The following is a 22,673-nucleotide window of genomic DNA, read 5'->3' on the forward strand; positions in this document are numbered from 1 at the left end:
ATTATTTAAGATACAGGTCATAAGCTCCGGCAACATCTGTAGAAACTTCTCCCAGCCAACCTGCTTCCTGATGGATTGCGGTATGTATTTTGACGAAATCTATTCCGGGAAGTTTTACGTATTTTCCGTTTTTGTCTACTGCCCAGGAAATATCAATATTAGAACCTTCGTCGCTATTGGGTGCATTATCTGCATAACCAAAATCAAATCCTGTACCTACCCAATAGTTTCCGGTACCACTTTGATCATAAAAATTATCTTTAATTCTCGTTCCTTTCAAGGTATAAGAAGCCTCCGGAATCCATAGCGGATAGTAGCTTTGTTCATGAAATCCATTTTTGGTTTTATATCCTGAATTCCCCAGATTGTCTTCCCATTTAATGTACTGCACATCGGTCTGCCAAAAATCCTGACCTGCAACAGCCGGTTTGTTAGGATCCGGTTTGAAATAAGTCACACTATAGTTCTTCACGGTGGTACTTTTAAAATATTCACTTCCGGCTATTTCGTACCATTCGTCCTCGTCGGGTTTCCCGTTTTTATTTTTATCATAAGCCACCAGAATAATTCCGGGTTCACAAGAACCTGAACGAGTTTCCTTTGTGTCATTAGCCCAAAATGCATTTCCTAAAATTTTAAAATCACGGCCATTCCCATTTGGAATCGTATGATCAAAACCAAATACAACATATCCTCCAAATCCGCCTAAGGATATCATGCTGGCATTAGAACCAACAAGTGATTTTTTTGCGGCATTGATCAAATTACTTTCGGTATTTCCCGGCGCGTATAATGGAAGTTCATTGGTAAACTGACCAACTCCGGGACGAAATTCCAGTACATTAGAGATGTACTTACTATAATTCCCAGTCTCTTTTGTTACGTTAATAATCGATTGGAATGTTTTTACAACACCATTGGTCTCCACTTTTAACGTTAAGGGGTAATTCTTTGCATATGGACTGATAAAATCCAGTTGAAGGCTTTCTGAGATCACTGAATCTTTAATACTCCAGGTTAATTTTGAATTACTATTTAATTTTAAATCAATATTGAGCACTTTAAAACGGTCAATGGTATAGGATTCTTTTAATACGTCTCCCTGATTTTGATTTCCAGAATCATCTTCCCGATCGGTTCCACAGGAAATAAATCCCAGTAAGAGGGTTAATACTAGCGTACTCTTTAAAAGTGCAAAAGGGACTCTTTTCATATTTTTCTATTTTTATTCTTTAATGACACATGATTGTTGAGGTACAACAAAATAAATTTCCAGTGGGCGTAACATATAATTCTTCACCCTTAACTCTTCACCCTTAACTCTTCACCCTTCACTCTTCACCCTTCACTCTTCACTATTCACTCTTCACTCTTCACTCTTCACCCTTCACTCTTCACCCTTCACTCTTCACTTTTCACTCTTCACTCTTCACTCTTCACTCTTCACTCTTCACTCTTCACTCTTCACTATTCACCCTTCACTCTTCACTCTTCACTCTTCACCCTTCACTCTTCACCCTTCACTCTTCACTTTTCACTCTTCACCCTTCACCCTTCACCCTTCACCCTTCACCCTTCACTCTTCACTCTTCACTCTTCACTCTTCACTCTTCACTCTTCACTCTTCACCCTTCACCCTTCACTCTTCACTCTTCACTCTTCACTCTTCACTCTTCACTCTTCACTCTTCACTCTTCACCCTTCACATTTCACTCTTCATCCTTCACCCTTCACTCTTCACTTTTCACTTTTCACTCTTCACTTTTCACTCTTCACTCTTCACTCTTCACTCTTCACTCTTCACTCTTCACTCTTCACTCTTCACTCTTCACCCTTCACCCTTCACCCTTCACTCTTCAATCTTCACTCTTCACTCTTCACTCTTCACCCTTCACTCTTCACCCTTTACATTTCACTTTTTAGTTATAAAAGCAATATGTGCCGGAATATTACCGGCTGTAGTTTTCCATTTTAATTTTCCTTCGGGAGTAAAACAGTAGATGTAGCCTGTTACTACATAATTTTGGGCATCGGTAATGTATATTTCTTTCGTTTCGGGATTTACCTGTAAACCGTAAGGAATCATGATATGCTTATCAGTGCCGTCTGTAATGATTTTATCGTTAATCACTTTTTTGGTCTTTGTATCTAATATTCCGTACGTAACCTTATTACTGTTGGTCAGATAGCTCCATGAAACACTGTAATAGTAGAGCAAATCATCGACCAGACAGGTTGCCGAAACGGGAATATCAAGCTTCATTTTCTTTTCATCCGTCTTCGTATCAATCACAAAAAGATTAGACGGTGTGTTGTAATAATCGCCTCTGGAACTCACATAAATATCACCTCTGCTGTCTACCTGCATGCTATGAAGATTAATCCCCACATCAATTTTTTTTATTTCGGTAAAGGTTTCAAGATCGATAACGGATACGGTACGGTCATAATTAGGTACTTTGTAACCTCCTGAATTAGCCACATACAATTTTCCGTTATGCACCACCATTTGTTCCGGCTGATAACCAACGGTCACTTTGCGTTTGATTTCTAAGGATGTCGTATCAATCTCAGCTACAAATCCAATTTCGGCATTCGGATCAATAGCAACAGGGCCTGAATACGAACTTACGTAAGCTTTATTTTTGTAGAAAGCGACATATCGGCAATTCGGAATGTCTATTTTTTTGATTCGTTTTGCGGACCATTTGTCGATTACCTCAACTTTATTGGAGCAGTTGATTACCGCATACACTTTACTCCCGTAAATTTTTATATCATTACCCACATCGCCCAGTTCTTTTACTACTGTTGGATTGCGTTCGGAGTAAATATCGGTGGTATAATTCCCTGTTCTGTAATTGAACACGTCAATACTAGCGCGGTTCATTCCCATATTACCTTCGTTCAAAAGGTAAAATCCTTCTATGTTGCCATCGCTTCTTGGTGCGGCAACACTTTTATCTGAAGAGGGAAAAATAGTTTCTTCTTCTCTACAGGAAACCAAAAGAAGAGCAACAAATAAACTAAGCAGGAATCGGGTACTTCTCTTTTTCATAGTGCCATACTGATTATAAATTTTAAAGTACGGCCCGGCATCGGATAATTATAAATTACCTCGTACTGCTGATTAAGGGCATTGTTCAATTCGATCGTTCCTTTTATTTTATACTGATGAAAGGAGAACATTTTTTGAACCGCCAAATCATGGGTGTACCAAGGCTGCACTTCATTAATTTTAATATTGTTTACATTTCCATTGTATCGTTTTCCAACGTATATAAAGCTGTAGTTAAAATTCCATGACTTATAATCTGCATTTAGAATTCCTGATCCGCTGTGCCAGGGAGTATAAGGAATCTGATCTCCGTAAGAGGATAATTCCAAACCGGCAAACTTGGTGTAATCTCTGCTCTCTGAATACGTATAGGTTAAATGAGTAGTCAGATTTACTTTGCCGAAATGCATTTTCATATCCACAGCCGACTCTATTCCTTTTCCCTTCACCTGCCCGATATTGGTCATCATCCAACGGAATAAATTTCCAGTTGGAGCGGCAATTATTTTATCTTTTGTATTGGTATAATATCCATCGACCTGAAGAGAAAACTGATCCAGGAAACCTTTCTCCATTGGTATGTTGTAGGTAAATCCAATGTCATATTGATTCATGTATTCGGGCCTTAAGGTACTGGAACCGACCATCGTATAATACAAATCATTAAAAGTGGGCATTCGGAACATACGTTTCGCAAAAGCTCTTACATTAAAATCGTACGCTTTAAAAGGAGTGTAACCCAAAAATAGGGCGGGAGTGAATTCTGTTTTATCGGGAGCTTTGGCATTATAACGCACTTCTTCCTGCACGTGCGTTCCCACAACACTGCCCAGAACTTTAAAACCATCCCGTCTGTAGGAACTTGCCAGCGCAAACAAAGCGGTGTAGCGCTCCGGATAAGAGAACAGGGTCTTTATGCCTTTTCTGGTTGCATTAAGGCGGTTGTACTGAAAATCAGTTGACAACGAAACGTCCCAGGTGGGTAAAATCTTGTACAGATTGACTGCTGAAAAATAATATTCCTGCTGGTAATAACTATCATCAGATTGAGCGCCTTCGGTAACCACTTCACCCAGTACACTGGTGGTGTCTCTGGCTACATAATGAGTATAATCATAAGCATATTTTGCCTTAGCCTGAAATTTATATCTTTCGCTAAGGTCTTTTATAAAGGTCCCCTGCGCAAAAAAATTCTTGTCGTACTGTCTAAAACCATCCGAAAATTTATTTTCTACAATAGCTCCAGGTGCTCCTCTTTCGGAACCGTAATAATACACTTTGGCATCCCAGGTACCATTTTTTATTTTCCCGTACAGACCAGACTCGAAACGAAATGCTTCTATATCACTATTGTGTCTCGTGGCTGAGGTATCGTAGGCCACAGTACCGTCGAGATTGTTTCTTTTGTATCTGAATTTGTATTCTCCGTTAGATTTTATGTATTCAGAACTGGCACTCCAGCTTACTTTATCACTTAATTTATGCTCCAATCTGAAAGAAAGATCATTGTAATTGATGGACATGGTTTTATACCGAAGTAAGAAATTGGTCTTTTTGTTATTCTCAAAAACAGGCCGTTTGGTGCGCAAATAAATAGTAGAAGCTGCTGCAAAGTCTTTAGCCGACTGAAATATTTCGCTCTTCTGACCATTATACATGGTGAGAGATTCCATATCATCGAGAGAGTATTTTCCTAAATCCGTAACTCCATTTTGTGCATTTCCCAACTGAATTCCGTCATAAAAAACACCCACGTGATTCGTTCCCATGTTGCGTACATCCACCGTTTTAAGTCCGCCCAGACCACCATAGTCCTTGATTTGTACTCCGGCAAAATAACGAAGTGCATCGGCAACATTGTGGCTGGCTAAGTTTTCAAGCAGTACTCCTGAGAGGCTTTGTACGGGAATCACTTCCTGATAAGGTTTTGCTTTTAACAGTACTTCTTTCAAAACCCTCAGACTGTCCTTAGTAGTCTGTGAGCGAAGTACGACGGGAGCTAACAATACGAAAAGAAATAAAAGTAATTTTCTGGTTTTACACATCACTGATTTAATTAAATAAACTTCGGGATGTGATCGTCAAAAAAGCAATAAGGCAGGATCCCATTACAAAATAACGGGTCCGTTTATTGTTGTTCAACTTTATTCCACGAAAGTCTTAAACTATGTGATTCCGGCAGGTCTCCTGACTTGTTCCATCTTTAAACAGCCTTCTCATCCCGCAAAGCGGGACAATGGCATGAGTAACGTTAAAGACTTTTACAGAACTTACAGTAGCGGGTCTGTTCAGGATTTACACCTGATTCCCTTTTAACTGTTTTCTCTAAAGAAAAAACAGACCTTAATCTGGCCGTAAAGATAGAATTATCTTTATAAAAACAAGAGTTAATTAGTTCATATTACACTTTTGACAATGAATGAGACCAAATCTTATTCATTTATTAAAAGAATGCTATCTTAAATATTCTTTACTTTTTTAAACTGAACTGTAACAAAAAAGCATTATTGCGACTAATAATAAGTTCAGTTGGATTGCTTTTTTATAAACATTGAAGAACTGAAACAAAATCATTCAAAACAGGATTTGATTTTATTAATAATGAAGTGAAACAGAAATATTAAAAGTAAATTAACAAATCCCGAGATTTTTGCGTCTTTATATTTGTTAAATTGCGCCCCTGTAAATGAAGATGCCCCTCGTACTACATATTCTTCGAAAAACTCTTGTAAAATGGACTGGAGAAAGGTTTTGGGCCGAAAGTCAAAATTAAAAGAACACTAAAAGAGAAACAAAAAATTCAATGAATACAACAAAGGCTTCCATTATTGCTATTGGAGGATATGTACCGGAAACGGTTTTAAGCAATACTGATTTAGAAAAAAGAATAGATACAACAGATGAGTGGATTACCTCTCGAACAGGCATAAAAGAAAGAAGAATATTGGATGACCCGGCACTGGCAACCTCAGATATGGCTTCTTTCGCCATTAAAGATTTAATAAAAAATTATGATATAAATCCTCTGGATATTGATTGCCTTATACTCGCCACATCAACACCCGATCATATTCTTACTCCCGCTGCCAGTTTGGTATGCGAAAAAGCAGGACTGAAAAGCGCCTGGGGATTTGACCTTAACGCTGCCTGCAGTGGTTTTTTATATGCACTTTCGGTAGGCGCAAGCTTTATTGAAAGCGGCAGATACAAAAATGTTGTCGTAGTTGGTGCCGATAAAATGAGTTCGATCGTGAACTATGAAGACCGAAACAGCTGCATTTTATTTGGTGATGGTGCAGGTGCTGTACTTTTACAACCTACTACAGACGGACGCGGTATTCATCAAAATATTTTCAGAACAGACGGAACAGGTGCTGAATTCCTTTCTGTACGTGCCGGAGGTTCCCTTTTGTCCACAACAGAAGAAACCATTCAAAACAAACAGCACTTTGTACATCAGGAAGGAAGAACCGTTTTTAAACACGCTGTGAGAAACATGAGCGGTACTTCGAAAGAACTAATGGAAAAAGCTTCATTGACTCCGGATATGGTAGACTGGGTAATCCCTCATCAGGCTAACTTAAGAATCATTCAGGCAGTAAGTGAAGAAATTGGTATTGGTATTGAGAAGTTTAAAATAAACATTCAAAGATACGGTAACACTACAGCGGCAACCATCCCGTTATGTCTTTGGGATTTCAAAAACGATTTCAAAAAAGGAGATAATCTTGTTATTACGGCTTTTGGAGCAGGATTTTCCTGGGGCAGTATGTACATCAAATGGTAAATAGTATATAAAAAAATTACGCTAAATTCTTATGCTGAGGTAACTCATCATAAATTCAATATCGATTTCAAACAAAAAAAAACAATCAGTACGTGTACTGATTGTTTTTTTTATGCTTTCAATTCAGATTAAACATAAAATCCAAACCATTATTCTTTTGCAGGCAACTGTATCTCTTCTGGTCAGCCTATTGACAGTAAGAAATACGCTTTCAATTTTTTTTACAATCCGGTCATCTGTCCTGCTATCATTTTACCTTTAAAAAACACACCTTCTCTTTTTGGCAAACGGGCAACTGCTTCGGCTGAACAGCTTGCTTTTACCAAAATAAAATGCGCGTCATCTCCTGTTGCAGGCCATACGCGTACACCTGCATCGTTAAGCGGCAGCACCTCGTTTGTGGTGGCAATGTGCAAAGCACGACTCAAACTGTACTCGTCTGTCCAGCCATAAAGCTGTGCGCATAATTTTGCTTTTTCCAGCATATCACAAGTTCCAAAAGGCATCCAGTGGTCTACAATACTGTCAGTACCCGTCATTAGTTTCACACCGTACTTCTTTAAAGTCGGAATGGGCATGATGGTTTTTCCTATCGGCACTGTCGAAATAACTCCTATTCCAAGTGCTCCCATTTTTTCGGCAATTCCTTCTAAATCTTTCGGATCCATTCGGGCCAATGCAAAACCATGGCTGATATAGGTTTTTCCTTGTAATTGTTTATTCTCTTCGGTTCTTTTAATGATGTATTCTATAGCCGATTTTCCTGAAGGAGGCGATTCGTGCAAATGAATGTCAATGCCTTTATTATGGTCTATCGCGATTTGAAACATGCTGTCAAGTGATTTCTCCATATTTCCATCAACCGTTGTAGGATCAAGTCCGCCAATAAAATCTACCCCCATTTTTGCGGCTTCTCTCAGTAAAGGTTCTGATTGCGAATATAAAATTCCGTGCTGCGGAAAAGCCACAATCTCCCATCCAAAACTGTCTTTATTATTCTCTAAAGCCTTCAACAAATGCTCCAGACTTTTTAATCCGCTCACAGGATCAATATTACATTGGCAACGGGCAAAATAGCTGCCCTGACTTTTCATCAACTGAATAGCCTGCTCTGCTTTGTACTGAGAATCCACAAGCAAATCCGGAATAATTTTCTGTTCCAGCGTAATCATATCTTTTACCGTAAATCCTTTTCTGGGAGCAGCATTCCATTTCCCACCGTAAAAGGTTTTATCAATATGGATGTGCATGTCACGCAATCCCGGAAGCATCAAAAGACCTTTGGCATCTACTTTTTTTAGTTTCCCATCAGGTTTGTCGATTGTAATATTTTTAATCTTCCCATCCGCTATATGCACATTGTACAAATTGGTTTTGGTGGCAATTACTTCTTTTTTTTCATTGTACTCAAAACCGTCTTCCAGTCTTACATTGGTTAAAATATATTCTTTAGCAGAGGCTATACTCTTTTCGGGCTCTTCCGGAGAATGTGCCATTGCAGTATTGCTTATTCCGGAAAACAAGGCAGCCCCTGTTGCTGCGGCTCCCATTCTTAAAAATTGCTTTCGGTTTATTTTGTTGTCGCTCATTGGTTAATAGTGTGAAATATTCCTAAAAAACTGATGCTCAGGAAATAATGGTGAACTGCAAAATTCACTTATTTTTTTAAAACCGGAGCAGGAAGATTAATGATAAGAATGGTACAGATTATAATTTTCCTTAAAATCGGTCGGAGTTTTTCCGATATACTTTTTAAACACTTTGGCAAAATAGCCATTATCGCTAAATCCTAACTGATAAGCAATCTCTTTTACCGACAAATCAGTACTGATCAACAATCGTTTGGCTTCCAGAATGGTTCTTTCTTTTATAACATCGCCAGCCGATTTGTTCAGGAATTTTTGGGAGAGAATATTCAGATAATTAGAAGTCACATTCAACTCTCCGGCGTAAAAATTCACCGAGAATTGGGTTGTAAAATGATCTTCAATCAGTGTCTTGAACTTTTTTATAATTTTTTCTGATTTGGCCGCAACATCATGATCCGGAAATTGAAGCACGTAATCTTTTTGCAATAATTTAAACAGCAGATGCAATCTCAGCAGTACTATTTCTTTGGTCAACAAATCATCTTTAAGTAAATCCGTTTCGATTTCTTCTAGCTGGCTTTTAATTTTCTGAAAACCGCTTTTGTTTAGAGAAAGACAGAAAGGCGAACTTTGTCCGAAAAAAGGCAGCTGCGACAAATTAGAAAAAACGGTCATGATCGCAGGAGAAATCATGAGCTGAAAACCATTCGTATTGACATCAAGTGACCAATTGTGTACCTGTCCTGCTCCCACAAAATGAATCTGATAATCTTCTACTCTCGTTTGTTTAAAATCTACACTATGAAATCCGGAACCGTTCTCTACGAAAAAAACAAGGTAAAAATCGTGTTTATGAGGCTGCTCGAATTCGTTACGCCCTTTTACACTATGCCGAAACAGGGTGATACCAAACGTTTGCTCGCCAAGTATATTTAAAACAGACAAAGTGGGTATGGCATTTTTGCTCAAAGGAATCGATAGTGTTGGTTTATTATTTTCAAAATTATGTAATTAATCGATAGGTAACCTGTTGTGCTAAATTATTTGTTGCTCCTTCTTTTTTGTGATAATTGTTCTAACACATAGAAACATAGATCATGTAACTTAAAATAAGACGTTTCACTTTAAATAAAAGACATAGCTCTATGTGAAAGAAATGTATTTCTTTTTGACATTCTTTTTAAGCTATAAAAAAACTATGTTTCTATGTGTTGAATCATTTTTTCACGCAAATTGCTCCGCCTGTTCTCTATTGCTATGGTTAGCAAATTTTTGCTAATCATTTTAATCCATTAATCGGTGGCTAATGCTTCAACACCTATAAAACTATTTTTTGGCTTTGATAAAATTCAATATCACATTTTTACGCCGCCGCATAAACCGAGCAGGTCAAAACCCTCATTAATGCTGTAAAAAACAGACTCTTTACACAAATTTGAAAGTTTTATGATAAAAACTGAAAGACGATTTTGAATCTCAAATCTAACTTCGCTTCATCAAAGCATTAGAACAAACAGATTATAAATCCAAAAGAGTAAACAATGAAAAAAAAATTAAGTCTATTACTAGCACTCTCTGCTATTACCATAAACTCCTTTGCCAATCTCAAGCAAGAAGATCCTTCATTGGTTTGGTTTAAAAAAACAACCGAAACCATTCGCTTCCAGCTAAACAAAGCGGCACAGACTTACAAACCTGGGAAAAATCCGCGTTCCGTAAATCCTGACGGAACAGTTAGATTAGCAGGTTTGACAGACTGGACTACCGGTTTTTTTCCGGGAAGTCTGTGGTATGGCTATGAACTCACCGGGGATAAAATTCTGGCTGAAGAGGCTAAAAAATTTACACTTGCTTTAGATTCTATACGAAATATAAAAAATACACATGATGTAGGTTTTATGCTGTACTGTTCTTATGGAAATGCTTACAGAATTACGGGAGACAAAACTTATCTTCCGGCACTGGCTGACGGGGCAGCAAATCTTTACGCCCGATTTAGTCCAACAGTAGGAGCTATTCGCTCCTGGGATTTTGAATGGTTGCATTATCCGGTGATTATCGATAATATGATGAACCTTGAATATTTGTATTGGAGTGCCAGCGCCTTTAGCAAACCGGAATATGCCACCGCCGCCAATACGCACGCGCTGACCACGATAAAAAACCATTTTAGAAAAGATTTCAGTTCCTACCATTTGGTTGATTACGATCCGAAAACAGGCAAAGTATTACGAAAAGGAACGCATCAGGGGGTTACTGACGATTCGGCCTGGGCACGAGGTCAGGCCTGGGGATTGTACGGATATACGATGTGTTATGCTAATACCAAAAACCCTAAATTTTTACAACAGGCCGAAAGTATTGCTGCCTTCCTAATGAATCATCCGCGTATGCCAAAAGACAAAATACCGGTTTGGGATTTTGATGTACATAACGCTCTGGATACTGCTGAACTTGCTCCCAGAGATGCTTCGGCAGCAGCCGTAATTGCCTCAGCATTGCTTGATTTAAGTACTCAGGTTAAGGATGGAAAAAAATACATCAGCTATGCCGAAGCCATTTTAAAATCTTTATCGTCTGATGCTTATCTCGCGAAACCGGGTGAAAACAATTATTTTTTACTGAAACACAGCGTGGGTGCCTTTTTATACAATTCAGAAATTGATACACCACTTGACTATGCCGATTATTATTATCTAGAAGCTTTAAAAAGATACGCATCTCTTAAAAAAATAGAAATCTAAAAGTAAACAGTTTGTGCAATACGCTGTCTGCGAAAAAAATAAAACAGGAAGTTCTTTACTTTAGGAATTACAAAAAATACTCGACCGAACAATTAACAGTTTGCCGAAAATTACTCGCGATAGTATTTTCTCAGCGTAATTCCTAATCAAATAACTTCATTACAAGCCCGCAAAACCTCCGATTCTAACCGTTGGAAGTTTTGCGGGTTAGTTGCTAAGAATACAATAAATTACTAACCACTAATCTATTAATAACCACTCTTATGCACAAAAAATTATTTTTATCTGTCGGGCTAATAGCCTTAGTTTTTAACTTTTCGTACGCTCAGCTGAGTGTTGTAAATGAGATTGCCGTCAAATATCGAAACTGGCTCACAGGGGAGAATCTCGATTATTCTAAACCACAGGTCAACGAAAGATACAGCCGTTTTCTAAGCAATGGTATAGCTGCCAAAAACCTCTCGGCATACGATTTTTCCAATCCTGGTCCGGCATGGAATTTTACCGTCAGTGCCGATCAGACTGCGTATCAGGTTTTGGTCGAACAAAAACTCATCCGCTTAGTCTTTTTGTACCAGCTGAAAGGGTCGGCTGCCAGTCCTAATCCCGATTATCACAGTCCGGCACTGCGAGATTCTATTTTGGCACTTTTCAACTATATGAAAGCTAAAGGCATCAGCAGTACTACTAATTTTGCTTATCTCTCCATTCCTGCCACGGAAGAAGTGATTACCAGCGGTCACGGGATATGTTTGCGCTCCTCAGGGTATGCAACTTCCGTTTTTTTGATGAAAGACGAACTGGTTGCTTCCGGAGAATTTACACATCATCTCGGAGCACTGAAAAGCTTAACGGCTTTTATTTCTCCGGATTACCCGAATTTCAATTTCACCAATCCCGGTTTTAATTCCGATATTATCCGTTCTTCCATTCAGCAGCGATTTTGTTATGTACTGGCTCAGGACGATGCTTCAACTACAAAAGTGACCGATATGGATTTCCTGAAACGATTTATTGACAATGCTCTCAAAATAAGCAACGGCTGGAACGATTGTATTAAGCCTGATTTTATTACCTATCATCACAGAGGTGCTTATTCAAATTCCTACGGAGTAGAAGCGTTGCAACAATCTTCGATTATGAACATGATGCTGAAAAACACCTCCTATGAATTAAATGCCGAAGCACAAAGCAACTTAAAAAATGCCATTTTAAACTACAGCAAATTCAGTAAAGGTTTTGAAATGCCTTTAGGACTTGCCGGAAGATTCTTCACCAACACTGATGCGCTTAACGACTTACGACCTGCACTGGCATTTTTATATGTAGCCGATCCTGTAGCCAATCTGGAAGCAGGAAGAGAATTTGTTCGCCTTTGGAACCTTTCTGCAACCGCTAATACTAATTTACTGAGACAAAATGCCCTATCGATCACACTGGTTCATACGCCTGGCAGTTTAATGGACCTGCTGCAAACTTTAAATGCAGGAATTAGTCCACTTCCCGAAATAACCCAAGGACAATTTAATTTTCCTTTTGCCGGATTGAGCGTTCACAAATACAATGGCTTTCAGGCAAGCATCAAAGGAACGAGTAAACACATTTGGCATTTCGAGGATTCGGCCACAGAAAATGTTTTTGGCAGATATACCTCTGCAGGCGCTATGGAATTGCTGACCACCGGAGTTCCCGTGACCCGAGCTTCAAACGGTTATTCCGAAAATGGCTGGGATTGGTCGCATCTTCCCGGAACAACTGTGGCCTACCTTCCGTTAAACATAGTTGAAACGGGTACTATGAGGGAGATGAACGGAAAATCATTTCTGACGGTTGGTTCTTTAGACCATAACGGCATTTTTGGTATGGACTATAAAGATTATAATTCGGCTACCGGAATGACGGCTTTGAAGTCTAATTTTTTCTTCAAAAATATGATTCTTTGTCTGGGTTCTAATATCAGGGATACCAACGGAACCTACCCTATTCATACTACTCTGTTTCAAACAGCACTAGCCAATACAGCAACAGCAACTTATGTGAACGGTACGGCCACTACAGGCAATACTTATACACTTACCCAAACAGGAGCCTTCTGGGCGACAGATGCTTTAGGCAATGGCTACGTGGTTCCCGGAAATTCAAGTAATACCGATGCGATAACCATTAACCGATTGGAGCAAAACTCCCGCAACAACAGCAATACCGCTAATACTTCGGGTAATTTTACCAGTGCCTATATCAATCATGGTACTGCCCCTGTTTCAGCCAAATTTCAATATGCGGTCGTATTGCAGGGCGGACAGACCGTTACACAACAACTGGCGGCTAATTTTACTTCTTACTTTAAAATTCACCATCAAAACAGTCAGGCACACATTGTGCAATACCTCCCGGACGCCATATTTGGGTATGTCATTTTTACTCCAAATACTATATTTACTTATGATGTAGTAGTAAGTGTAAACAAACCGGCCGCTGTGATGACTCAAAAGACGGACAACGGGAACAAATTGAAAGTTAGCCTGACCAATCCAAACTTAGGACTTTTGACTTCGAATGAAACCTACACCTGGAGCCAGATCAGTAGTCAAAACTCCATTTTAAACAGAGTAGCACAAACAGACCCTGTAAAGCTAACTCTTGTCGGTCAGTGGGAATTGTCCGCACCAGCATCAAATATAACCACCACTATCAATGGTGCTAATACAGAAGTTACTTTTACTACAATTAACGGACTTACCATTCAAACCGAACTCGTAAAATCATCCACATTGGGTATCCATGATCCGACGGAGCAAGCTTCTAAAGATTTAGCAGTTATGGTTGCTCCCAACCCTTCCCTATCCGATTTTAAAATCAATGTTACAGGTGAAGCCGGGCAGACTATTTTTGTAAATGTGTTCGATACTTTAGGAAAACGTGTCAGCACCCTAAAATCAAACTATGGACAAACTATCGTTCTGGGCAGTGACTGGACTCCCGGAATATATTTTGCCGAAATACGTCAGGGCAAACAAAAGAAAACCGTCAAATTAATAAAACAATAAACGATTAACTGAATTTGGAATTTAAAAAACGATAACTAAATACTAATGAAAAACCTTAAAAAAACAATAACCTTACTCCTGCTATTTACCACCGCTTATTTTACTCATGCACAGGAAAAACAACTGACCAAAGAAAGTTTTGATGTTGTCAACCTTCACTATCCGGGTTTGGAGAATGTAAATCAGCTTTTTACTTCCGGTAAATATGACGAAGCCGCCAGAGCGTTGCTCAATTATTACCGTGAGCGAAGAAAGATCAAAAGCCCTGATTTTAATGTGGGCGATGAAACCCGATTTAGAGGAAAAGATATTGGAAAAGCCAATCAGTTAAAGGCCGATAATGCTTTGTTGCATCAGTTTCAGCCTCATAAAGGCTATGGTTATTTTGATTACGGAACCGATATTAACTGGGATTACTGGCCGGTAAAAGACAATGAAGTGCGCTGGCAGCTGCATCGTGTAACCTGGTGGCAGCCTATGGGAATGGCCTACAGAAGCAGCGGCGATGAAAAATATGCCAAAGAATGGGTTTCACAGTTTCGCGATTGGGAGAAAAAAAACGTTTTAGGACGTTCGAAAGAAAATGACCAATTTGCCTGGCGTCCGTTAGAAGTATCAGAGCGTATACAAAGTCTTCCGGGAACCTTCAACCTGTTTGTAGTTTCATCGAATTTTACACCCGCTTTTTTAATGGAATTCTTAAACAGCTTCTCCAAACAGACGGCTTATATTCCTAAGAATTACAGCAAAGAAGGCAATCATCTATTGTTTGAAGCACAGCGCATCCTGAGTGCAGGAGCCTTTTTCCCGGAACTCAAGGCAGCAGAAGAATGGCGTAAAAGCGGCATCGAAATACTCAATCGCGAAATAAAACTACAAGTACTCCCTGATGGCGTACAATGGGAGCTTTCACCGATTTATCATGCTGCCTGTATCGAAATCTTTTTAAAAGCCTACAACTCGGCTAAAATGGCGGGTGTAGCTAAAGAATTTCCCGAAACCTACTCCAAAACAATCGAAAAAATGATGGTGGCGACAGCCAATATTTCTTTCCCCGATTACAGTACACCAATGTTTGGCGACTCCTGGACTTTTGATAAAAATGGCAGAATAAAACAATTTCTAAACTGGTCAAAAATGTTTCCTGAAAACGGACTCCTGAAATATTTGGGTACAGCTGGTGCTGAAGGACAATTACCCAATTATGGATCCCATGCCTTATCAGACGGAGGTTTCTATACTTTTAGAAACGGATGGAACGACAAATCAACCGTCATGATTGTTAAAGCAGGGCCTCCGGCCGAATTTCACGCACAGCCCGACAACGGTACGTTTGAACTTTGGGTAAAAGGACGCAATTTTACACCAGATACAGGCTGCTACATTTACAGTGGTGATGCTGAGGTAACCAAAATGAGAAATTGGTACCGTCAAACCAGAGTACACAGCACGTTGACACTTGACAATCAGAACATGATCATTACCAAAGCCAAAGAAAACAAATGGAGTACCTCTAAAAACTTAGATCAATTAACCTATACCAATCCAAGTTATACTGACTTAAACCACCAGCGTACCATTCTTTTTATAGATCAGAAGTACTTTTTAATTTTGGATAAAGCAATTGGAAAAGCTACCGGAAACTTAGGAGTTCACTTTCAATTAAAAGAAGACAGCAAACCCGTTTTCAACAAAACAAACAATAGTGTTACAACCACTTACGAAGATGGCAACAATCTTTTGATACAATCTTTAAATACCGATAGAGTAACCCTAAATGAAGAAGACGGTAAGGTTTCCTATCAGTACGCCAAAGAAATTGCACGCCCTGCTTTTGTTTTTGAAAAGCCGAAAACCACTGCTGCAGCACAAAGTTTTATTACGGTAGTTTATCCGTATGACGGAACTAAAGCGCCAGAGATCAGCATTAAGATGAATAAGGCTAATGATTTCGAAAAGGGAATTATTGATATGAGTTTACAAATTGATGGTAAAAAAAGTGAGGTAAAAACAAATCTGAATGATTAAGGAAATGTGTTTTTTCATCAGAGTATTATATTTTATAAAGGCGTCTAAATTTTAGGCGCTTTTTTTTGCAGACAATAATGTAATAATATCCCAGATGGGAAATAACCCGTTTTTGTATATTCTTTACGCAATATAATTTATCATCCTGTACCACCCCGATGGGGTTCTAATGTGGTGGATACCGTTTTTTCTACAAATATGAAGTCCCTATGGGACTTTGTGTTTATTTTTTATGCGACGGATTAAAATCCGTTGCTACAACATTATTCGTTCCTTCGGAACTACTAAAAAGAGCCTTTGGCTCGGTCAATTATGTAGGGATGGATTTTAATCCATTTAACAAAAATTTCGCCCCCGACATTTGAATTCCGCAGGAATGACCCATATAAAAAAAATCCGCGCGTTTCTTTATCGGTATTATTGTAAACGTATTGTTCCATTTATCCTAAAAAAATAAAAAAACACAACACTTTTATCAGTTTTATCTGAAAAAGAAATGACAAATCGCTTTCCTTCCTTTATAAATTCATCAAAAATTACATCGTTTTCGTTAATCTGTTATTCCATTTAATTTAACTTTTGCCCAACACAAATTATTTCAAAACAGCGCAGTAAAAACAGCACTTTCCTGCTGAAAACAAAATCTCAAAAATGCTATAAAACCTTGATTTCACAAGGATTTCAAAGGGTTTTAAAAGTACAATTAATCAAAATCAATAGCAATTTGGACATTTTCAAAACTGTCCTCTATAGTCGATTTATATATTTGTTTTTATTAAATCAAAAAAAACATGACCAATTCCAAAAAAATGAACCAGCAACTACAGAATCTATTTTTAATTGTCAGGCGGAAAATTCCTCTGCGAATTTCCTCAGTTAATAAATTGTTATAATTTTCGTCCATTAAAAATAATGAAGCGATTGGTTAAACAATAATGTCAAACGGCAGTCGATCTCAAACTTATTACAACAGTAATTCGGAATTTCGGTCACGCAATAATAAGAAGAAGATAAATGATTCAGAAGAGTGGTTTCTAATTATGCAGCAAGACCAGATATCAACTTATATAACATCAATTTAGGAAGTAAGGTTGCCCTTATTCCGGTTTAAAAAAAATTATGAAAAGGACTCTATTTTTATTTTTGCTGCTTACCACCTGCAAAGTGATGTACGGGCAGGATATTATTACTGTAAAAGGGGTGGTAACCGATGCTCAGAACATGCCTATGCCGGGAGCAACTGTTTCTGAAAAAGGAACCAAAAACACCACTGTTACTGCTATGGACGGTGATTATCAAATTAAGGTAAAATCAAATGCTATTTTAGTTTTTTCGTTCATCGGAACTAAAACTAAAGAAGAACCTGTTAAAAACAGAACGCTTATCAATACTAAATTACTCGATGACGCCAATAATCTGGATGAGGTAGTTGTAGTAGGGTACGGAACCAAAGCGAGAAAAGATCTTACAGGAGCCATCTCTTCTGTTAAGGGACAGGAACTCGCTAAAATTCCGGTTCAAAATGTGGCACAGGCATTACAAGGCCGTATTGCCGGTATGCAGGTGACCATGTCCGACGGTACACCCGGATCTGAACCGTCCCTTAGAATTAGGGGCGGAACTTCGATTACTCAAAGTAATGAACCTTTGTATGTCGTTGACGGTGTAGCTCAAACCGGAGGATTAAGCTTTTTAGATCCGATGGATATTGAATCAATCGATGTACTAAAAGATGCTTCTTCAACTTCTATTTATGGTGCCCAAGGCGCTAACGGAGTTGTACTGGTAACCACCAAAAAAGCAAAGGGAGGAAAACTCACTTTAAGTTATGACACTTATGCCGGGATCAAGACTATTGCCAAAACCCTTCCGGTGATGAATCCTTACCAATACACCCAATTACTTTATGAATCAGCGACTGATGATGCCAGAATGCAGAAGTTTGTGAGTGCTTTTGGAACTTATGATCAGCTTGAAGGCCTTTACAAAGACCGACAAGGCATCAACTGGCAGGATGAGGTTTTTGGAAATGCCGTGGAAAGTCAATACCACAAGCTAAGCATCAGCGGAGGTGAAAATGATACCAAATACAATGCCTTCTACTCGGTGAATAACGATCAGGGCATTATGCTGGGAAGCGGATCGGTAAAAAATATCGCAAAACTAAACGTAACCAATTCGATCAGCAAAAAGGTTACGGTTACCGCAATTGTAAACTACTCCAATCAAAAAGTAACCGGATTATCAACAAATGATGGTGGAAATGCACGTTTGAGTATGCTGCAAAACTTGTTACAGTACAGGCCGACCATTGGAAAAACGGGATCAGATGAAGATCTTAAAACCTTAACCGTAGATCCGTTGGACAATCAGGATTCTCCAACATTCCAGAGTCCGTTGATTACCATCGACAGTCAAAAAAGAGAGGCCATTACCAGAGCCATCAACATGAGTTTGCAGCTGCAATACAACATCACGCCAAACTTAATCTATCGTGGATTAATCAGTTATACCGACAATAGCATGAAGAGCAAATATTTTAACGATTCAAGAGGTATACAAGCCATCAGAAGTGGTGGTGCCAATGGCGGAGTGACACACAATATTGGTACCCGATTAAATTACAACAACGTTCTGACGTACAGTAAGACTTTTAACAAAAAGCATAAATTTGATGCTTCTCTCGGACAAGAGTACATCTACAATTATACAGAAGGAATTACTGCTTCGGCTACCGCTTTTCCTGATGTTAATCTGGGCTGGGATAAACTACAACTGGGCACCATTGCCGGAATTCCGACAAGCTATGCAGAAGATGATAAAATAATATCTTTTTTTGGAAGAGCCAACTACTCGTACAAAAACAAATATTTACTGGCTGCCACTTTAAGAGCAGACGGGTCTTCTAAATTTGGCACAGAAAATCAGTGGGGATACTTCCCTTCCGTTTCAGCTGCCTGGAGAATTATCGAAGAACCTTTTATGGATAAATTACCTGCTTTTTCTGACTTAAAACTTCGTTTGAGTTATGGGGAAGCCGGAAATAATCGAATTGCCAATTATGCTGCTTTGGGTATTTTTAATTCAGGGTCTTATCCTTTGAACAATCAAATGAATATCACGGCATTTCAGAACAATCTTCCAAATCCCTTTTTAAAATGGGAGGCTACAAAATCGGCTAACATTGGTTTTGACATTGGTTTCTTTAAACAAAGAATCGCGCTTACCACAGAGTTATACGAAAACCGTTCTAAGGATTTACTGTACAATACCCGTGTGCCGGCAAGTTCAGGTTTCAAAAAACAATTTCAAAACATCGGAGCCACCTCCAATCGCGGAATCGAATTTACGCTGAACGCGGTAAACGTAAAAACCAATAGTTTTAACTGGAGTACAACTTTCAACATTGCTTTTAACAAAACTAAAGTACTAAGTTTGAGTGAAGGCGAAAATTCGTTGATCACCAATAGTTATACCGATCGAAACGACTACATTTTGCAGGTTGGAAAACCGGTGGGCGTCATGTACGGTTATGTAAGAGACGGATTGTATCAGGTAAACGATTTTAATTACAATGCAACAACTAGCACGTACACCCTTAAACCAGGTGTAGTAAGCGACAATATCGTTGCACAACCCGGTTTTATCAAATTTAAAGACATCAGCGGTCCTAATGGTACACCGGATGGTGTAATTAATGATTTAGACCGAACTGTCATTGGAGATGCCAATCCTAAATATACAGGAGGTCTTAACAACACCTTTAGCTACAAAGGAATTGATTTGAGCGTATTCCTTGATTTTACGGTAGGAAATGACATTTATAATGCCAACGTATTAAACAATTCAAGACTGAATCTCGACAACTTAAACACACTGGCGATTTATACAGACAGATGGACAACCATTAACGCAGCAGGACAACGTGTAACTGATCCTACTGAACTGGCTGCGCTTAACGAAGGCAAAACCAATCCTGCCTTTAACGGAAACGCTACCGGACGTTTGTACAGCGATATTATTGAGGATGGCTCGTTTTTAAGAATCAACAACATCAGTCTCGGGTACACCTTGCCAAAAGAATGGCTTAAAAAATCTAAAATCTCAAATTTGAGGATTTATTTTACCGCTTACAATCTGTACGTATTCACTAAATATTCGGGCTACGATCCTGAGGTAAATGTACTCAACAATGCCATAACCCGCGGAGTCGATTTTAGTGCTTACCCTAGAAGTAAATCGTTTATCACAGGACTAAATATTTCGCTATAATTTAAAGTTTACAAAGATGAAAAACAATATATTTTCCCGCAAAACACTTATAGCAGCCGGTATTGCCTGCCTCTTATTACCTCTTCATTCCTGCGAAAAAGAACTGGAAGTTACCCCCTATTCTTACTTTACCACTGCCAACTTTTTCTCGAATGCAAACGAAGCCAATATGGCTACCCTTGGCGTTTACGAATCTATGTCGTCACTGGACAGCTATGGTTGGAACATTTCCTTAGTTTTTGATGCTGATACCGATATCGAACAAATGACCGGAATTGGTGCTGATGACTGGAGAACCATAGCACACTATCAGGGAATTTCTCAAACGAATATGTTTTACACCGTTTGGAGTAAATTGTATGAAGGAATAGACAGAGCCAATGTAGTAATCGAACGCATTCCTCAAATGGAGCTCTTTTCAAATGGAAATGCTGCCCAAAAAGAACAGCTAAACCGCTACTTGGGTGAAGCAAAATTCCTTCGTGGTTTCTATTATTCAGAACTTGTACGTTTATGGGGAGACGTGCCTTTTAAAACAAAAAGTTCACAATCTGGAGACAATCTAAAAGGAGGTCTGGTAAACCGTCAGGAAATTTACACCCAGATCATCAAAGACATGACCGAAGCATCGCTTGTGCTTCCGGAGCAGCTGCCTACAGACGAACGTATCAACAAATGGGGAGCCAAAGCCATGTTGGCCAGAGTGGCACTTTTTGCCGGAGGTAACTCTTTAAGTGCAGACGGAACGATGAAACGTCCTGCAAACTATAAAGACTATTACAAACTGGCGCAGCAACAGATTAATGATGTTATGGCACAAAATCCGTATAAACTAAACCCGTCTTATGCTAAAGTATTTAAAAACCAGTGTCAGCATGTATTAGAACCTACAGAGAATATTTTTCAGGTTGCTTTCTATAATCCGTCAGGAAACATAGGAAATGCCTCCTGGGTAGGAAACTTCAACGGTCCGGCTACAGCCGCTGGTTTCTATCCATCCAATATTTCGAGATGTTTAGTTCCAAAACCATTTTACAATAGTTTTAATGCGGCCGACCAGCGCAGAGATTTTTCTATTGCCACCTACTCCATCAACAATCTGGGGAACAAACTTCCGCTTTTAACCACCAATCAGGACGAAAGATGGACCGTTGGTAAATGGAGCAGAGAATACCAGACCAATGCAACGGCGGAACGTGTTTATACCCACATCAATTGGGTAATCATGCGTTATTCCGATTTGCTTCTAATGCGTGCTGAGGTAGAAAACGAACTAAACGAGGGTCCTAATACTATTGCTTACGACGCCATCAATCAGGTTCGCAAAAGAGCCTTTGGTGCCGACATACAGGGAAGCCGAATTGCGGTTGACTTAAAAACAAAAGGTAGCGGATATACCAATGCAGCCAATGTTTTAATACAAATCACAGGCGGTGGAGGTACCGATGCAGCAGCGGCAGTAATCACCCTTTCGGCCGGAGGGGTAAATACTATTGGAATGCTGCGTTCCGGTGATGGTTATACCACTGTTCCAACTGTAACCATTACCAGTACAGACGGAAAAGGTACCGGAGCAACTGCAACCGCAAGACTCTTGACCAAACCAACCACAACCGAAATGAGTTTGCCAGCCGGTCTGAACAAAGACAATTTCCTGAAAGCCGTTCAACAGGAAAGAGCCTGGGAACTTTCGGGCGAAGGAATGCGAAGAGCCGACTTGATCCGATGGGGAATCTTAGGGGATAAACTGATCGAAACAAGTGCCGCGGTCAAACAAATCCGATCGACTTATTTCTTCCCTGCGATTACTAATTTTGTAGCCGGAAAACATGAATTGTACCCTTATCCGCAAAATGAAACAGACGTGAACAAAAACATCACACGTCAGAATCCAAAATACTAGGCAAACAGCCCTAAAAAAGGTGTCGCAATTATTTTTTACACAGAGAGCCATAGTATACACCGCTAAAAAAAGCGTTTTACTTTTAATAAATCGCGTAAGACTTAAGTGAAAAAAATCATGTACACCCCACTAAATAATGAGGTTTATTTTGAAAAACTCAAATTATTAAAAATAAATGATGCAACATTATTTAGAAATGAATAAGTTTATGACCGTTAATGCAGGACTTTGTTCTGCATTAATTG

The 22,673-nt window shown here is 39.1% G+C and carries 11 protein-coding genes and 1 riboswitch; of the genes, 6 read left to right on the plus strand and 5 right to left on the minus strand.

Features of this window, described 5'->3' with window-relative positions; genetic code table 11:
* Window position 1: 1 nt before the first annotated feature.
* The 3 genes from LNQ34_RS01745 to LNQ34_RS01755 all read right to left on the minus strand — a co-directional run bounded on the left by LNQ34_RS01745 (window position 2) and on the right by LNQ34_RS01755 (window position 5,103).
* Window positions 2-1,213, minus strand: a complete 1,212-nt coding sequence (locus LNQ34_RS01745) for a cell surface protein (RefSeq protein WP_229998473.1) — start codon at window positions 1,211-1,213, stop codon at window positions 2-4.
* A gap of 699 nt (window positions 1,214-1,912) precedes the next feature.
* Window positions 1,913-3,058 carry a YncE family protein gene (locus tag LNQ34_RS01750; protein ID WP_202702422.1) on the minus strand — a complete coding sequence of 382 codons (1,146 nt, stop codon included), beginning with the start codon at window positions 3,056-3,058 and terminating at the stop codon, window positions 1,913-1,915.
* Window positions 3,055-5,103, minus strand: a complete 2,049-nt coding sequence (locus LNQ34_RS01755) for a TonB-dependent receptor (RefSeq protein WP_229998474.1) — start codon at window positions 5,101-5,103, stop codon at window positions 3,055-3,057. The genes LNQ34_RS01750 and LNQ34_RS01755 overlap by 4 nt, the downstream gene beginning before the upstream one ends.
* A 115-nt stretch (window positions 5,104-5,218) precedes the next feature.
* A riboswitch (cobalamin riboswitch) is annotated at window positions 5,219-5,419 on the minus strand.
* A gap of 442 nt (window positions 5,420-5,861) precedes the next feature.
* Between LNQ34_RS01755 and LNQ34_RS01760 the strand changes: the two genes are divergently transcribed.
* Window positions 5,862-6,845 (plus strand): beta-ketoacyl-ACP synthase III, encoded by a 984-nt coding sequence (locus LNQ34_RS01760; protein WP_202702420.1) that lies wholly within the window; start codon window positions 5,862-5,864, stop codon window positions 6,843-6,845.
* Window positions 6,846-7,066: 221 nt separating this feature from the next.
* On the opposite strand, the gene LNQ34_RS01765 is transcribed toward LNQ34_RS01760, so the two are convergent.
* Window positions 7,067-8,434: an amidohydrolase gene (locus LNQ34_RS01765; RefSeq protein WP_229998475.1), complete on the minus strand. Its 1,368-nt coding sequence runs from the start codon at window positions 8,432-8,434 to the stop codon at window positions 7,067-7,069.
* A 96-nt stretch (window positions 8,435-8,530) separates the two neighbouring features.
* Window positions 8,531-9,403 (minus strand): AraC family transcriptional regulator, encoded by an 873-nt coding sequence (locus tag LNQ34_RS01770; RefSeq protein WP_229998476.1) that lies wholly within the window; start codon window positions 9,401-9,403, stop codon window positions 8,531-8,533.
* Between the two features lie 572 nt (window positions 9,404-9,975).
* Between LNQ34_RS01770 and LNQ34_RS01775 the strand changes: the two genes are divergently transcribed.
* The 5 genes from LNQ34_RS01775 to LNQ34_RS01795 all read left to right on the plus strand — a co-directional run bounded on the left by LNQ34_RS01775 (window position 9,976) and on the right by LNQ34_RS01795 (window position 22,428).
* On the plus strand, window positions 9,976-11,178 hold the full coding sequence (locus tag LNQ34_RS01775) for a glycoside hydrolase family 88 protein (protein WP_229998477.1): 1,203 nt from the start codon (window positions 9,976-9,978) through the stop codon (window positions 11,176-11,178).
* Between the two features lie 263 nt (window positions 11,179-11,441).
* Window positions 11,442-14,225, plus strand: a complete 2,784-nt coding sequence (locus tag LNQ34_RS01780; RefSeq protein WP_229998478.1) for a polysaccharide lyase family 8 super-sandwich domain-containing protein — start codon at window positions 11,442-11,444, stop codon at window positions 14,223-14,225.
* 45 nt (window positions 14,226-14,270) lie between these two features.
* Window positions 14,271-16,253 (plus strand): heparin-sulfate lyase HepC, encoded by a 1,983-nt coding sequence (hepC, locus tag LNQ34_RS01785; protein WP_229998479.1) that lies wholly within the window; start codon window positions 14,271-14,273, stop codon window positions 16,251-16,253.
* Between the two features lie 1,119 nt (window positions 16,254-17,372).
* Window positions 17,373-20,525 carry a SusC/RagA family TonB-linked outer membrane protein gene (locus tag LNQ34_RS01790; protein WP_229998480.1) on the plus strand — a complete coding sequence of 1,051 codons (3,153 nt, stop codon included), beginning with the start codon at window positions 17,373-17,375 and terminating at the stop codon, window positions 20,523-20,525.
* A 16-nt stretch (window positions 20,526-20,541) separates the two neighbouring features.
* Window positions 20,542-22,428 carry a RagB/SusD family nutrient uptake outer membrane protein gene (locus LNQ34_RS01795; RefSeq protein WP_229998481.1) on the plus strand — a complete coding sequence of 629 codons (1,887 nt, stop codon included), beginning with the start codon at window positions 20,542-20,544 and terminating at the stop codon, window positions 22,426-22,428.
* Window positions 22,429-22,673: the final 245 nt, after the last annotated feature.

The organism is Flavobacterium lipolyticum, assembly GCF_020905335.1.
GTDB lineage: Bacteria > Bacteroidota > Bacteroidia > Flavobacteriales > Flavobacteriaceae > Flavobacterium > Flavobacterium lipolyticum.